We start from the raw sequence: 14,712 nt of genomic DNA, 5'->3' as shown, positions 1-14,712 counted from the left end.
TTACATGGATCCTGTAAAGAGGTGAAGATCATGAACAGTCAGGATTTCAGTATGTGTCCGCGGTTTGAAACAGCTTTTTCCGTTCTCGGTAAACGTTGGAATGGATTGATTATTTACTCGTTGATGACCGGACCGAAACGGTTTAAGGATATATCCCATATCATACCTACCATGAGCGATAAGATGCTTTCCGAGCGTATGAAGGATTTGGAAACCGAAGGTATTTTGGTACGCCATGTCTATCCTGAAACACCGGTCCGGATTGAATACGAATTGACGGAAAAAGGCAAAGCACTGCAGCCCGTTATGGACCAGGTTCAAAACTGGGCGGAGCATTGGGTTGACCTTGAATAGTCAACTGAAAAACCAACTGTAATGACAGACCTTCCTTGTATTTGCGAGGAAGGTTTTTGTTCCATGTAAAGGTAAAGAATGAGGGTGAAGATAGATTTCCATTTGGATTTTTTTGCTAAATTTAGGCAGAGACTTGCACCTTACCGCGGATTCTGTAGTATAATTGGTAAAAAACTGCCTTTTCGGCGCTTAAGGAGGCGGACGACGATGAGAAAAAGAGTACTTTCCCAGGGAATCAGGTATGGCAAAGAGGATGTTAATGAACTTGAAAGCGCTTCTATCAAAGTGCGTGATATTTACGATAAAGCGATCACGATGCTAATGCGTAATTTGCCGGAATCGATGTGGAAGTCATGGGCCGTTCAGAGGCCCACTCAGGAGTCGCTTTCTGCAGGCGGAGAAAACAGCAGTCCCGTTTTTCAAAAATGGATTCAAAGCCCGTCAGGCTGGAAGTGTATAGGTTGTGAACGACATTACGTGGAAAGTCTCACACCTGCCACGGAGAAGGAAGTGCCCGATAAACGGGAATATATATTCCATAACGGCAGGTTCCAGAGCATGCTTTTACAAGTTCTGATCTGGTCACAGTTTGAAGAAATTGCATTGTTCCACCCCTTTTTGGGAGATTCCCCCTTCTATAATGAAGAGGAGATGGAAGTCATCTCCACGTACTTCGTTCCTACGTATGTCAGTGAAATCCCTTTTCAACAATCAGGTAAACCCTTCAAAAAGCATGATATGCGTATTCCCGTTTTTCAAGAATTTATCTCTGCTCCACCACTGCTCGTACACTTGGATGGCGAGGTGCTTGAGGGTACCTGGATGACGGGAGTTTATGTGGACCGGAGTCATTTTTTGGGGCTCGGACCCTATCTCAAAAACACGGATGGCAGCAGAACATTTATGCAGGCGCTCATTAACTGATATTTTTCGTCAAAAACCGTTCCTTTCTGTCGAAAAACCTTGTCCGCCTATGGTAAAATAGAGTTCTCAGGGTGAGAGCTCTATTTTTTTGAGGATTTTAAGATAAGTAGCATGTGATATATATATGGATTCCTGATCTGGTGAGATACTTCAGCTAAAATCGGTCTGTCTGCGGTGGATAGAGGTCGGTAGATGTTTTTCATACCGGGCAGAAGCATGAAATGAACAACTGAAGGTGGTGTTAGGGTGGAGAAAGGAATAAAAAGAGCAATCGCTTTCATCATAGCAGTTTCGCTTATCCTTGCGGGCTGCAGCAATGACAAATCCAAGGAGGCAGCAGCCAAGGTCTATGCCGGCGACGTCTCTACGATATTGATTTCTGAAAAGGATGATTTTTTCTCTCCTGAAATTATCCGGGATCTTGAAAAATATTTGCAGCAGGGAGAAACGATTCATGAAGGCCTGCAGAACAGCGGGATTGTGATCTTTGCAGACGACGGATCCATCCGTTCGATCAGCCAAGTCTCGCTTTCACCTGCATTCGCATGGGGACTGGAGCTTAACAAGAAAAAGCTTGGAAAGGACAAGCTGGATACTGTTCTCAAGGAAAATGATGAGATCGGTATTTCGATTGAGCCTACAGAACAGAAAAAGTCAGATAACAATCTGCAGTTCACAGTTCTTAAACTGAACGGAGGATCAATCCAGCCGGGAATATCGCACACGTATATTCTTCCTTATGTTGAAAATCAAAGCGTACGTGATATGCTGTTAAGCACGGATTTCATCAAGCTGTCCATGAATAAGCGGCTTATCGATACCGTGAAAGGTTATAGTCCAAAGTCCATTGAAAAATGGGTGATTAAAGTGAACAGCAAGGAGCTCGTTGAGAATGGTCTCGATATGAGGCTGACACCCCAGGATGAGGTGGAAATTCGATTGGACAGGTCTTAGCTGTTGAAAATACATATGAATAACGGACGAATTGAAAAAAAACAGTTAATAAATAATAAATGTGTGACAAAATAAGTGAAATCATTCATAACTAATGTGAATTAAATCACATTTCAAATTTTAACAATCCTCTATAATGAAGATATCCAAAGAAAGTATTTAGCGCAGAACTTGAAAACGATCATAAATTATTGGCTGATTGCTGCTGCAACATTGGAAGGAGGCTTTTGTGATGAAAGCGGACAAGGAGAAATTGATAGTCATCGGAAACGGGATGGCTGGAATCAGTACGGTAGAACAGATATTAAAGCTCAGCGGTTCATATGACATTACGGTATTTGGCAGTGAGCCTCATCCCAACTACAATCGGATTATGCTTTCTTATGTTTTGGAGGGCAGCAAAACCATCAATGATATTATTCTGAATGACCTGAACTGGTATGAGGATCATGGAATCAAATTGTATACAGACACGACAGTGGCAAGGATAGACAGTGTAACAAGACGGGTCATTACCGAGGATGGGGCATCTATGCCTTACGACAAGGCCATTATCGCTACCGGTTCGAGTCCACTAATCCTGCCGATTCCAGGCTGCGACAAGCAAGGAGTGGTGGGTTTCCGAAATATTGAAGACTGCAACCAAATGATTGAGGCTGCACGGAGCTATCGCAGTGCCGCAGTTATTGGTGGTGGACTGCTGGGGCTGGAGGCCGCGAAGGGACTTGTCAGTCTTGGAATGCAGGTTACAGTCGTTCATTTGATGGAGGATCTCATGGAACGGCAGCTTGATCATCAAGCGGCTTTGATGCTGAAGGATGAACTGGAGCGTCAGGGAATCGGATTTGCGATGGAAAAAAAGACCACGGAGCTGATTGGCGGCAAGCGGGTGGAAGGGCTGCGATTTAGTGATGGAACGGAGCTAGCTTGTGACTTTGTAGTTATGGCTGCAGGGATTAAACCCAATACAAGCGTAGCCAAGGCGAGCGGTATTGCTGTCAAAAGAGGGATTGTCGTGGATGATTTCATGAGAACCTCCATGCATCATGTCTACGCGGTGGGCGAATGCAATGAGCATCGCGGCGTATGTTATGGTCTCGTGGCGCCATTGTTTGAACAGGGCAACGTGCTGGCCAAACATATTTGTGGTGTGGCAACTCAACCGTATGAGGGTTCAATCGTATCCACCAAGCTGAAAATTTCCGGTGTTGATGTATTTTCTGCCGGTGAGTTTATTGAGGGACCTATGCACACCGTTATCGCAGCGCAAAACGACTGGAAGCATACGTACAAAAAAATTCTGCTGCAGGATGGGAAAATAGCAGGTGCGGTATTGTTTGGTGATGTGACAGAAGCAGCTCCACTGCAAAAGCTGGTCAAAGAGCATGCTTTGATGACAGACGACATTTATAACGAGATCATGGGAGGGGGCTGCTGTGGAAGCAGCGGTGCGAAAAAGAGCCTCTCTGTTGAAACGATGGCCAGTGAAGAAATTGTATGCGGATGTAACGGGGTAACCAAGCAAATGATCGTGGAAGCCATCACAGAACAAGGGCTGACGACTGTGGAAGAAATCAAGGCATGTACAGGCGCTACCCGGTCATGCGGCGGTTGTAAGCCTGTAGTTGAGCAAATCCTGCAGTATGTGCTTGGAGATGGCTTTCAATCGGAGAGCAAGCAGGGAATATGCGGCTGCACAAAGCTTAGCCGTGACGAAATCGTTGCTGAAATCCGCGGGAAAGGCTTGAAAACGATACGTGAGGTTATGAACGTCTTGGAATGGAGCCATCCGGAAGGCTGTTCGAAATGCCGTCCTGCCCTTAATTATTATCTTGGTATGGTCTATCCAGCCGAGCATGAGGATGAGAAGGCATCGCGTTTTGTAAATGAACGGCTGCATGCGAACATTCAAAAGGACGGCACATATACGGTGGTTCCGCGAATGTACGGGGGAGTGACTACACCTGAGGATCTAAAAAGGATCGCTGACGTATCCCTGAAATATGATGTGAAGGTAGTAAAAGTCACAGGAGGACAGCGGCTGGACTTGATCGGAGTCAAAAAAGAAGATCTGCCCAAGGTATGGGAAGAGCTTGATATGCCATCGGGGTACGCGTACGCCAAGTCACTCCGCACTGTCAAAACATGCGTAGGATCCCAGTTCTGCCGGTTTGGCACACAGGATTCGATGGCCATGGGAGCTTTACTGGAGCGTAAGTTTGAACGGCTGGATTTTCCGGCAAAGTTCAAAATGGCGGTAAATGGCTGTCCGCGCAACTGCGCAGAATCCTGTACCAAGGATATCGGCATCGTAGGCAATGATGGCGGCTGGGAGATCTTTGTTGGTGGCAATGGAGGTATTAAACCTCGAATTGCAGACTCCTTCTGCAAAGTGAAAACCGACCAGGAGCTGGTAGATATCTGCGGAGCGGTCATTCAGCTGTACCGTGAAACGGGCAAATATTTGGAGAGAACATCGGAATGGGTGGAACGGATGGGCCTTGAAGCGATTCAAGCCGCGGTACTGGAGGATGAAGAGCAGCGCATGCAGCTCCTTGATCGCAATAACTTTGCTCTTCAACAGGTCGAAGAGCCATGGAGCCAAGTGCTGAGACAGAATGGAACACGGCGGGTGATGTATGGAGAGGTAATCGGGGATGCTCCGCACAATCAGCTTGAAGTATAAGAGCTTTTGTATGGGAAGGAGGAGAGAGCAGCATGGATAAAACGGTGAAATACTATCCGGCAGGAAGCTTGGAAGATTATTATGTACAAATGGGCCGTGTAGTGCATATTGAGGGGCAGGAAATTGCTGTTTTTCGTACCACCAGTGGAGAATTGTACGCGCTTGACAACCGTAGTCCTCATCCTAAAGGAGGACCGCTCGCGGAGGGAATGGTATCCGGACATTTTATCTATGATCCGCTTTATGACTGGAAAATCGATTTGCGGGATGGACTTGTACAAGCGCCGGATCATGGCGAAGTTCAAACACATCAGGTGCTTATTGAAGAAGGTACGGTTAGCATAGGTATGAACAGCAGGCATGAGCAGGGCATCGGGACATAACTGTAATTGCCGCTGTACCTGTGCGCACATGGAACAAAAGCTTGCATCCGGTTCAACGGATGCAAGCTTTTTTAATATCTACTCATGATATGGTATGTTCAACAACCACCTGTCCGTTGTAAAATATGGATGGACAGGAGTGTATGCAAATGATAATGAATGAAAAAATCAAAGCGGCGGAAGTCGCTCTTACCGGTTTGAATGGAGAAGATCTTGGTATAGTACCGATCTCTGAGGCACTTGCCATGGCAAAGAAGCTGAAGGTTGATCTGGTGTGCATGTCTCTGATGAGCAGTCCGCCTCCGTGCAAGCTGATTGGAGCGGGAGAGGCGAAGAGAGAAAAGCAGCAGGCCAAAGCCTCTGAGCGTCAGATGAAAGTCAAGGAAATTCGTCTGACTCCCCAGATTGAGGAGCATGACTATGACACAAAACAGCGACAGGCAGAGAAAATTTTGGAATCCGGTGACGCGGTTCTTCTAGTGGTTCGTATCAAAGGCAAAGAGGGAGCGGTTGCCAAAGAGCTGCTGGAGCGTTTGATGAAGGATTTGAGTCATGTGGGACGCAAAACCACAGGAGTTCAGCTCAGCGGCAAGCAGGCCGCAGTACAGCTCAATCCGGATAAATAAATAACCTATCCCATCATAGCTAGGAAGGATTCGTTTAAACGTGAGCTCAACTAAAAAAACGAAAAAGTATATATGGAGCGCAGGGATCGCCGTGGCCCTGCTGGTCGTCCTGATGATTCCGATGCCGTATTATTTGTATCAGCCAGGTGATGTGGAGCCACTTTCTCCGGTTATCACCGTTGAGAACGGACATAAATCGGAGCAGGGGAATTTTTATCTAACTACCGTTTCAACCATTAAAACCTCTCATCTGTACTACCTGATCTACGGCTGGTTTGCACCGGATACACAGATTCGCAAGGAAAAGAGCGTCAGCGGAAATCTTTCCGAGGATGAATATGATTTCTTGCTCAGGCATATGATGACCTCTTCCCAGCAAAATGCCGTTATTGCAGGTCTGCGTGCTGCAGGAGAAGTCGTACCTGTGCAGAACAAAGGTGTTTTCGTCACCAATGTTCTTCCCGTTTCCAAGGCCAAGGGCAAAATATCCGTGGGCGATATTATTACGGAGATCGATGGGAAGGAGATGAAGAAATCAGCTGATGTAATCGCCTATTTGAGTGCGAAAAAAGCGGGTGAATCGGTGAATATGGTGTATTTGCATGAAGGGAAACGGCAGGAGCAATCGTTCGAACTGACCGTCATCAATGATCAAGGTAAAGTAGGCCTTGGCATCCAGCCGGAAGATGAGTTCGATATCCTTCCACCGCGTCAGGTTAAAATCAATACCCGTGACATTGGCGGACCTTCCGCTGGATTGATGTTCTCTCTGGAGATATTAAACCAGGTTCTACCGGAGGATCTGACGAAAGGCTACCAGATAGCAGGTACTGGTACCATTGACCAGGAAGGGAATGTCGGCCAGATTGGAGGCATTCGCGATAAAATCGTAGCAGCACATGATGGAAAGGTGGACATCTTCTTCTGCCCAGCTGATGTGCAGCCGGGTGACACCAACGCCAAAGATATCATGGATGAAGCCAAGAAGAGAAATTATTCTATCCAAATCGTGCCGGTTCGAAATAATCAGGAAGCACTTCATTATTTAAAGCAGCTTCAGCCGAAATCATAGTATCTCTGCTCATAAAAAGGGGTGCCCTCCGGTCTAATGACCTGAAGGGCACCCCTTTTTTTATAATAAATTATTTGAGATCTTTCCAGCCGTCAAAATCATGGATTGCAATACCGGCATAAGACGGATTCACTTTGGCAAGTTCATGAAGCTGGACGAGCTGCTCATTCATATAGGCTGCCCCTTCTTCATAGAACGTGAGAAAGTCGCCTTCATTGCTAGGTTTGGTTTCGACAGCAGCAAAGGCTTGTTTGCCAAGAGCAGTGGCATCCTCAAGCTCTTTTTTTGCGATGCTGTTAATAGCCGAAGCAGTGTCACGGTACGACATGATGGTGACAGAATCATATTGGCTGATCATAAACCGGCTCAGTGATGTTGTGCCGTCGGCAGCGGTGTAATTGCCTAGCCAGAATGGAATATCAGCTGCGAGCGGAAGGTTGAGCTTTTCGGCTTCCGATCTCAGATACAGGACGTTGCTCTGCCACTGACGTATGACATCCTCTTGGTCTATCTTCCATTGGGATAGGACATGAGGCTCAATGTCCACATGAATACCGCTGAATTTCTCTGCAGCAGCAGCGCCATTTTGATAAGCCTGAATCCAGCTCAGGAAGTTTGTAATTTTGTAGCGTTCGGATTCAAGACCCCAGAGCGGAGCACCATTCAGTGCTTCAACATGGATTCCGAGCTCATTGGATTCTTTGATAAAGCTTTTATAATAAGATACCGGAATATCGATATTAATCTGCAAATAAACGAGATTGACCTGATTCTGACTCAGAAACGATAAAACCTCCTGCGGATTTTTCCGAATCCGTTCGGTATTCCACAGCCAGGTGGCTTTCTGATAATAACCTTGGGCTTTAGCCTCTTGAGGAGAAAACAGTCCGGTTCCGGACAAAATAACACTGCAGAAAACGGTGATCAAACATAAGCGGGTTAAAAATTTTGCTGCCATATGGTTTACACTCCTTAAATGATCTGTACAGACGTATGATTCATTATGCCCTTTTACATTGGGTGAATTAGACTTCAGACCTTTGATCTTCGGCGACAAGTTTGGGTGTATGTAGTTCTTATCGGGTACAAGCCTAACCTCCTTGTATCGGGCAGTGCTCAGTTCCTTAATTGATTTATAGGAAGAACTGCGCAATCGAATGAGACTTGGGAACGGGTTATAACATAATTTTCGGTTCTTTTATCCGTAAGTTTCATAGGACTTAAGTCCTTATATTGAGGATTATAGTCATTTCTGTGACATTAATAGGTATATTGAGGGGGAGAAAGAGGAATTGATTTAAAATTATTCAGTTCAGGAATAGATTGGGCCTTTTTGCGCACAAAAAAACTCCCGCAAAACCATGCATCGGTTACGGAAGTTTTTTAACAGGTGTATATCTAAGCCGGAAGGGATCAATGAAGCAGCAGCTAGATCCGGCAGATTTCATTTGGACACATTTCACAATGGCATATATCCTGGAGCATTCCAAGATCTTTAATAACTATCATACCATTCTCGTATTCCACAGCATCTTTTTTGCGCAGATCGCTGAGCATTCGGTTTACGCTTTCGCGGGTTGCTCCGATCATGTTCGAGAGGTCGGTGTGGGTAATTTTTTTATGAATAAGGATCGTATCTCCATGTTTTTCACCATACGTATTGCCGAGTCGGATCAGAGTCGAGCAGAGTGCCCCAGGTTTACCGTACATCATCAGATCACGGAATTTGGTTTGAGTCAGGCGGTGGTGGATACCCATCCATTTCATGAAATCGATCGCGAAATCACAGTGCTGGCAGATCAGCATCTCCAAATCCTTTTGATCAATAACTCCAATTTCACTTTCCTCAAGTACTTCCGCTGTAAAGCTGTGCTTGCTGCTGAAAAAAGGATCCGCTTGACCAACCATATCTCCCGATTGATACATATACAGAATCAGCTCTTTACCTTCATCCGTCGATTTGGTCAATTTAATACGGCCGCGTTTGACATAAAACAGCTTATCGGAAAAATCACCTTCCCAGAACAGATGCGAGCCTTCAGGCACGATGCGTTCCTTCATAATGACCATTAGACGATCTATGTTTTGTTCTGTAAAGCAGCTTGTATTCCCACGGGCTTCGATAACATTCAGTTGGTTGCTCATACTCGTTATCCCCTTTGTATCTTCAATTTTCAGTAAATTTTAAACTAATTATAACCCGAAAAAATCTGTTTTTGGGGGGAGAATAGCCCATAAAAGTGTCGAAATTCCGACATTGTGATTAATTTCACTTTTAAATGAATTTCTATATTCAGATTTTTACATAACACCTTACAGAGCAGTAAATCGGTAATGAAAGCGCTTTGAAAATAAATGTTGAAAGTATTCAAACTTTGTGAAAGTTTTCACTTTAAATCTTTTCATGATTATGTTATGATCAAACCGAGAGAGAGATAAAACCAAAATTTACCTGAGAGGATGAGAGATATGGCTGTAAAAAATGATATTGTTGCCAATACAAAACAGCAATCAGCCGAAGAGTACATCCAGACCCTGATCAACAAGGCAAACAAGGCGCAGGAAAAATTTATGAGCATGACCCAGGAGCAAATTGATGACATCGTTCAGGCAATGGCCCTGGCAGGACTCGACAAGCATATGTACCTGGCAAAGCTTGCGGTTGAAGAAACGGGAAGAGGCATCTACGAAGATAAAATCACCAAGAACATGTTCTCAACGGAGTATATTTACCACAGCATTAAGTATGAAAAGACCGTTGGCGTCATTGAAGACAATCCATATGAAAGCTATCAGAAAATAGCTGAGCCGGTCGGCATTATTATGGGGATAACACCCGTAACGAATCCGACATCAACAACGATGTTTAAAGCACTTATCTCTATTAAAACACGTAATCCTATTATTTTCGGTTTCCACCCTTCAGCCCAGCAATGCAGCAGAGAAGCGGCTAAAACATTACTCGAGGCAGCTGTGAAGCATGGAGCCCCGGCAGACTGCATCCAGTGGATTGAAGAGCCGAACATGGAAAAAACCAATGCTTTGATGAATCATTCGGATGTAGCCCTCATATTGGCAACCGGAGGTTCGGGCATGGTGCGCGCTGCATACAGCTGCGGTAAACCGGCTCTTGGCGTTGGGCCGGGCAATGTTCCATGCTTTATTGAAAAATCGGCAGATATCAACCAGGCGGTTACGGATCTGATTCTGTCCAAGTCGTTTGATAACGGCATGATTTGCGCTTCGGAACAGGCTGTAATCATCGAGGAGCCGATTTTCGACCAAGTTAAAAAGAAAATGATCGCTAACGGCTGTTACTTTGTGAATGAGGATGAGGCAGCCAAACTGACAGCCGGAGCTATCAACGTGGAAAAATGCGCCGTCAATCCGGCGATCGTCGGCCAATCGGCTGTCAAGATCGCGGAAATGAGCGGCTTTAGTGTACCGGCCGGAACGAAAATACTGGTCGCTGAAATCGAAGGCGTAGGCATGAAGTACCCGTTGTCGGCCGAGAAGCTGAGTCCGGTACTGGCCTGCTACAAGGTGAAGAATGCTGCAGAAGGCATCGAGCGGGCAGCTGAGGTTGTAGCCTTTGGCGGAATGGGACATTCGTCGGTCATCCACTCGCATAATGAGGAAGTTATTTCGAAATTCGCGGATCGGCTGCAAACGGGTCGTATTATTGTCAATTCGCCATCGACTCACGGTGCCATTGGCGATATCTACAATACGAACCTGCCGTCGCTGACGCTTGGCTGCGGATCATATGGCCGGAACTCGACATCGTCTAACGTGACTGCAGTCAATCTCATTAATGTGAAAAGGGTGGCTCGCCGTACAGTGAATATGCAGTGGTTCAAGGTACCGGATAAGATTTATTTTGAAAAAGGCTCGACTCAGTATCTGGCTAAAATGCCGGATATCAGCCGCGTGGCAATCATTACGGATGCTGTTATGGTCAAACTTGGTTATGTGGAAAGAGTAGAACATTATTTGCGCCAGCGCCAAACACCGGTTGTCATTGAAGTCTTCTCGGATGTAGAGCCCGATCCTTCGACAACTACGGTAGACCGTGGTACAGAAATGATGAACCGGTTCCAGCCGGACTGCATTATCGCGCTCGGAGGCGGCTCGCCGATGGATGCTGCGAAAGCGATGTGGCTGTTCTATGAGTATCCGGATACTGATTTTGAGAGCCTAAAGCAAAAATTCATGGATATCCGTAAACGGATTTACAAATATCCGCGTCTTGGACAAAAAGCGAAGTTTGTCGCGATTCCAACAACATCGGGCACAGGCTCGGAGGTTACTTCGTTCGCTGTTATCACAGACAAAAACCAGGGTAATACAAAGTATCCGCTTGCGGATTACGAGTTAACACCGGATGTGGCGATTGTGGATCCGGAATTCGTATACACTTTGCCGAAAACGGCAGTCGCCGATACCGGTATGGATGTATTGACACATGCGATTGAAGCTTACGTTTCGGTTATGGCCAGCGATTACACGGATGGGCTCGCAATTAAAGCGATCCAGCTGGTGTTCCAATATTTGGAGCAATCGGCATTGGTAGGCGATCATTTAGCACGTGAGAAAATGCATAATGCCTCGACGCTGGCAGGCATGGCTTTCGCCAACGCGTTCCTGGGTATCAACCACAGTCTTGCGCATAAGTGGGGCGGGGAGTATCACACAGCACATGGCCGTACCAATGCGATTCTGATGCCGCATGTCATCCGTTATAATGCGAAGAAACCAACGAAGTTCGCTTCGTTCCCTAAATACTCGCATTTTATCGCCGATGAACGTTATGCTGAAATCGCCCGTATTCTGGGTCTGCCAGCCCGCACAACAGAAGAAGGCGTGAACAGTCTCATTCTGGCGATCCGCAAGCTGAATAAAACGCTGGGAATCGAGGAATCGTTCCAGGAGCTGGGCTTCGATGCCAAGGATTTTGAAGCACGCGTCGACTATTTGGCGGATCGCGCATTCGAAGATCAGTGCACGACGGCCAATCCTAAGCTTCCGCTTGTAACAGAACTCGCAGAAGTATATCGGGATGCCTTCTACGGGCGCTTCGAGGGTTAACATGGACAGAAAATGATGGAAACTGTGACAAATATCACCCGCGAAGTGATATTTGTCACAGTCATTTTCAGAAAAAAACAGTAAACTGAACTTGTAAAAAGAACATCGCATATGAAGCGGAAGCTGCATAAAGGCGCAGGGTATAAGGCATTAATAAAACTGCATTTGTGAAATTAGTCACAATACTTTAGTCCTAACAGCGGATTCATGCGGGTTCAGGAGATTTGAGATTTCCTTCAAGCTCATGATCTCTATTAAATAAAAAGATGGAGGGATTCAGATGTCGGTGCTAGAAAAAGATGTGCAAAACATGCAATCAGGATGGAAAGGTTTTAAGAAGGGAAAATGGACGAAGGCAGTAAATGTGAATGACTTTATTGAAAACAACATTAATCCATACCAAGGCAATGAAGAGTTTTTGGCTGGGCCTACGAATAACACGACTGAGCTTTGGAAGATCGTTTCTGATCTTACCAAAAAAGAACGGGATAACGGCGGTGTGCTTGATGTTGACGTGAACACGGTTTCGACGATTGTTTCTCATGAGCCGGGGTACCTCGACAAGGACAAAGAGCAGATCGTCGGCGTACAAACCGATGCTCCATTCAAGCGTTCCATTCAGCCTTTCGGCGGAATCCGCATGATGATTGATGCTTGCAAGGCATATGGCTTTGAACTTCCCGAAGAAATGATTAAGACATTTACGGATATCCGCAAAACGCACAACCAAGGTGTGTTTGATGCATATACAACAGATATGCGAGCTGCACGTAAAGCAGGAATTATTACGGGTCTTCCTGATGCATACGGCCGCGGCCGGATCATTGGCGATTACCGCCGCGTATCTCTTTATGGAGTAGACTTCCTGATTAAAGAGAAAAAGCAGGAACTCATGGAGCTGGAAGTCGATGTCATCGATGAAGATGTGATTCGACTGCGTGAGGAATTATCTGAACAAATTCGTGCTCTTGGCGAGCTGAAGCAAATGGCTGCCATGCATGGATATGATATTTCCAAGCCGGCGCAAAATGCCAAAGAGGCCTTCCAATGGCTTTACTTCGGTTATTTAGCAGCTATTAAGGAACAGAACGGTGCGGCCATGTCGCTTGGACGCGTTTCCTCGTTCCTCGATATCTATATTGAACGTGATTTGGCGGAAGGCGTACTTTCGGAAGATCAGGCGCAGGAGCTTGTGGACCATTTTGTTATGAAGCTCAGAATTGTAAAATTCCTGCGTACGCCTGATTATAATGAACTTTTTAGCGGTGACCCAACCTGGGTTACTGAATCGATCGGCGGCATGTCTTCGAACGGCCAAACCCGTGTGACGAAGAACAGCTTCCGTTTCCTGCACACCCTGTATAACCTGGGACCTGCGCCGGAGCCAAACTTGACCGTGCTTTGGTCCGAACAGCTGCCTGATGGTTTCAAAAAGTACTGCTCGAAGGTATCAATCGAAACCAGCTCGATTCAATATGAGAATGATGACCTGATGCGTCCGATCTATGGCGACGATTATGGTATTGCCTGCTGTGTATCTGCGATGCGTATCGGTAAGCAGATGCAGTTCTTCGGTGCCCGTGCGAATCTGGCCAAGTGCTTGCTGTATGCCATTAATGGTGGTATCGATGAAAAGTCCGGTGATCAGGTTGGTCCGGAATATCCGTCCATTACTGATGAGGTGCTGGAATATGATGTGGTCATCAAACGCTTTAAACCAATGATGGAATGGCTCGCCAAGCTGTACATGAACACACTGAATGTCATTCATTTTATGCATGATAAATATTCCTACGAGCGTATTGAAATGGCGCTGCATGACCGTGATATTCTACGCACGATGGCCTGCGGCATCGCCGGCTTGTCTGTAGCAGCTGACTCGCTGAGTGCCATCAAATTCGCCAAGGTTAAACCAGTCCGTAACGAAAAGGGGATAGCGGTCGACTTTGAAATCGAAGGTGAATATCCTTGCTATGGCAACAATGATGACCGTGTAGACAACATTGCCGTTGAATTGGTTGAGACCTTCATGAGCATGATCCGTAAGCACAAAGCGTACCGGAACGCCATGCCGACCCAATCGGTTCTGACAATTACGTCTAACGTGGTGTACGGCAAAAAGACAGGAACAACACCGGATGGACGCAAAGCGGGAGAACCGTTTGCTCCTGGCGCCAACCCAATGCATGGACGCGACAAGAAGGGAGCGCTCGCTTCCCTCAGTTCGGTTGCCAAACTTCCTTATGAGGACAGTCTTGACGGCATTTCGAATACTTTCTCGATCGTGCCTAAAGCTCTTGGCAAGGAACCGGAGGTTCGTAAATCGAATCTGGTTGCCATGCTGGACGGGTATTTCGGAAGCAAGGCGCATCATCTGAACGTCAACGTCTTTGACCGCGAACAGCTGATGGATGCGATGGATCATCCGGAAAATTATCCGCAGCTGACCATCCGTGTATCGGGTTACGCCGTTAATTTTGTGAAGCTGACACGCGAACAGCAGCTGGATGTCATCAACCGTACATTCCACGGTTCGATGTAAAAAGCAAAGGGTAATGAATTATCTGTGGAAAAGACTGGATGTTTATATATTAAATTTTAAAGAGAAGCGGATGCGGAAAGGGT

General features: G+C 46.1%; 11 protein-coding genes. 9 read left to right on the top strand and 2 right to left on the bottom strand.

Annotation, left to right across the window (positions count from 1 at the left end):
* Nucleotides 1–30 precede the first annotated feature (30 nt).
* The 7 genes from E6W40_RS15890 to E6W40_RS15860 all read left to right on the top strand — a co-directional run bounded on the left by E6W40_RS15890 (nucleotide 31) and on the right by E6W40_RS15860 (nucleotide 6,999).
* Nucleotides 31–354: a winged helix-turn-helix transcriptional regulator gene (locus tag E6W40_RS15890; protein WP_136606348.1), complete on the top strand. Its 324-nt coding sequence runs from the start codon at nucleotides 31–33 to the stop codon at nucleotides 352–354.
* A gap of 207 nt (nucleotides 355–561) precedes the next feature.
* Nucleotides 562–1,278: a hypothetical protein gene (locus E6W40_RS15885; protein WP_136606347.1), complete on the top strand. Its 717-nt coding sequence runs from the start codon at nucleotides 562–564 to the stop codon at nucleotides 1,276–1,278.
* 246 nt (nucleotides 1,279–1,524) lie between these two features.
* Nucleotides 1,525–2,232, top strand: a complete 708-nt coding sequence (locus E6W40_RS15880) for a hypothetical protein (RefSeq protein WP_136606346.1) — start codon at nucleotides 1,525–1,527, stop codon at nucleotides 2,230–2,232.
* Between the two features lie 232 nt (nucleotides 2,233–2,464).
* A complete protein-coding gene (nirB, locus tag E6W40_RS15875; protein WP_136606345.1) occupies nucleotides 2,465–4,918 on the top strand; it encodes a nitrite reductase large subunit NirB in 2,454 nt (817 codons plus the stop codon).
* 32 nt (nucleotides 4,919–4,950) lie between these two features.
* Nucleotides 4,951–5,301, top strand: coding sequence for a nitrite reductase small subunit NirD (gene nirD / locus E6W40_RS15870; protein ID WP_136606344.1), 351 nt, complete (start codon nucleotides 4,951–4,953; stop codon nucleotides 5,299–5,301).
* A gap of 149 nt (nucleotides 5,302–5,450) precedes the next feature.
* Nucleotides 5,451–5,927 carry a translation initiation factor IF-3 gene (infC, locus tag E6W40_RS15865; protein ID WP_136606343.1) on the top strand — a complete coding sequence of 159 codons (477 nt, stop codon included), beginning with the start codon at nucleotides 5,451–5,453 and terminating at the stop codon, nucleotides 5,925–5,927.
* 40 nt (nucleotides 5,928–5,967) lie between these two features.
* Nucleotides 5,968–6,999: a SepM family pheromone-processing serine protease gene (locus tag E6W40_RS15860; RefSeq protein ID WP_246073025.1), complete on the top strand. Its 1,032-nt coding sequence runs from the start codon at nucleotides 5,968–5,970 to the stop codon at nucleotides 6,997–6,999.
* Between the two features lie 70 nt (nucleotides 7,000–7,069).
* Here E6W40_RS15860 and E6W40_RS15855 read toward each other — a convergent pair whose 3' ends face one another.
* Together E6W40_RS15855 and E6W40_RS15850 are read right to left on the bottom strand one after the other, a co-directional pair.
* The gene (locus tag E6W40_RS15855; protein WP_136606342.1) at nucleotides 7,070–7,957 is read right to left on the bottom strand and encodes a hypothetical protein; all 888 of its coding nucleotides are present in this window, start codon (nucleotides 7,955–7,957) and stop codon (nucleotides 7,070–7,072) included.
* Nucleotides 7,958–8,427: 470 nt separating this feature from the next.
* Entirely contained in the window at nucleotides 8,428–9,144 is a 717-nt protein-coding gene (locus E6W40_RS15850; RefSeq protein ID WP_136606341.1) for a Crp/Fnr family transcriptional regulator, read from the bottom strand.
* 324 nt (nucleotides 9,145–9,468) lie between these two features.
* Between E6W40_RS15850 and adhE the strand changes: the two genes are divergently transcribed.
* Both adhE and pflB read left to right on the top strand, forming a co-directional pair.
* Complete coding sequence (gene adhE / locus E6W40_RS15845; protein ID WP_136606340.1) at nucleotides 9,469–12,087, top strand: bifunctional acetaldehyde-CoA/alcohol dehydrogenase; 2,619 nt, start codon at nucleotides 9,469–9,471, stop codon at nucleotides 12,085–12,087.
* 280 nt (nucleotides 12,088–12,367) lie between these two features.
* Nucleotides 12,368–14,629 carry a formate C-acetyltransferase gene (pflB, locus tag E6W40_RS15840; RefSeq protein ID WP_136606339.1) on the top strand — a complete coding sequence of 754 codons (2,262 nt, stop codon included), beginning with the start codon at nucleotides 12,368–12,370 and terminating at the stop codon, nucleotides 14,627–14,629.
* The last annotated feature ends 83 nt before the right edge of the window (nucleotides 14,630–14,712 follow it).

Origin of the sequence: Paenibacillus dokdonensis (assembly GCF_004916975.1) — a bacterium.
Lineage (GTDB): Bacteria > Bacillota > Bacilli > Paenibacillales > Paenibacillaceae > Paenibacillus_AQ > Paenibacillus_AQ dokdonensis.
The sequence above is the reverse complement of the archived record's forward strand: the minus strand, read 5'-3'. Positions and strand labels throughout refer to the sequence as shown.

What these genes read in the sequence shown, in the direction of transcription:
- E6W40_RS15855 (WP_136606342.1), bottom strand. Translation starts at nt 7,957, where the DNA reads ATGGCAGCAAAATTTTTAACCCGCTTATGTTTGATCACCGTTTTCTGC.
- E6W40_RS15890 (WP_136606348.1), top strand. Translation starts at nt 31, where the DNA reads ATGAACAGTCAGGATTTCAGTATGTGTCCGCGGTTTGAAACAGCTTTT.
- nirD (WP_136606344.1), top strand. Translation starts at nt 4,951, where the DNA reads ATGGATAAAACGGTGAAATACTATCCGGCAGGAAGCTTGGAAGATTAT.
- E6W40_RS15850 (WP_136606341.1), bottom strand. Translation starts at nt 9,144, where the DNA reads ATGAGCAACCAACTGAATGTTATCGAAGCCCGTGGGAATACAAGCTGC.
- pflB (WP_136606339.1), top strand. Translation starts at nt 12,368, where the DNA reads ATGTCGGTGCTAGAAAAAGATGTGCAAAACATGCAATCAGGATGGAAA.
- infC (WP_136606343.1), top strand. Translation starts at nt 5,451, where the DNA reads ATGATAATGAATGAAAAAATCAAAGCGGCGGAAGTCGCTCTTACCGGT.
- adhE (WP_136606340.1), top strand. Translation starts at nt 9,469, where the DNA reads ATGGCTGTAAAAAATGATATTGTTGCCAATACAAAACAGCAATCAGCC.
- nirB (WP_136606345.1), top strand. Translation starts at nt 2,465, where the DNA reads ATGAAAGCGGACAAGGAGAAATTGATAGTCATCGGAAACGGGATGGCT.
- E6W40_RS15885 (WP_136606347.1), top strand. Translation starts at nt 562, where the DNA reads ATGAGAAAAAGAGTACTTTCCCAGGGAATCAGGTATGGCAAAGAGGAT.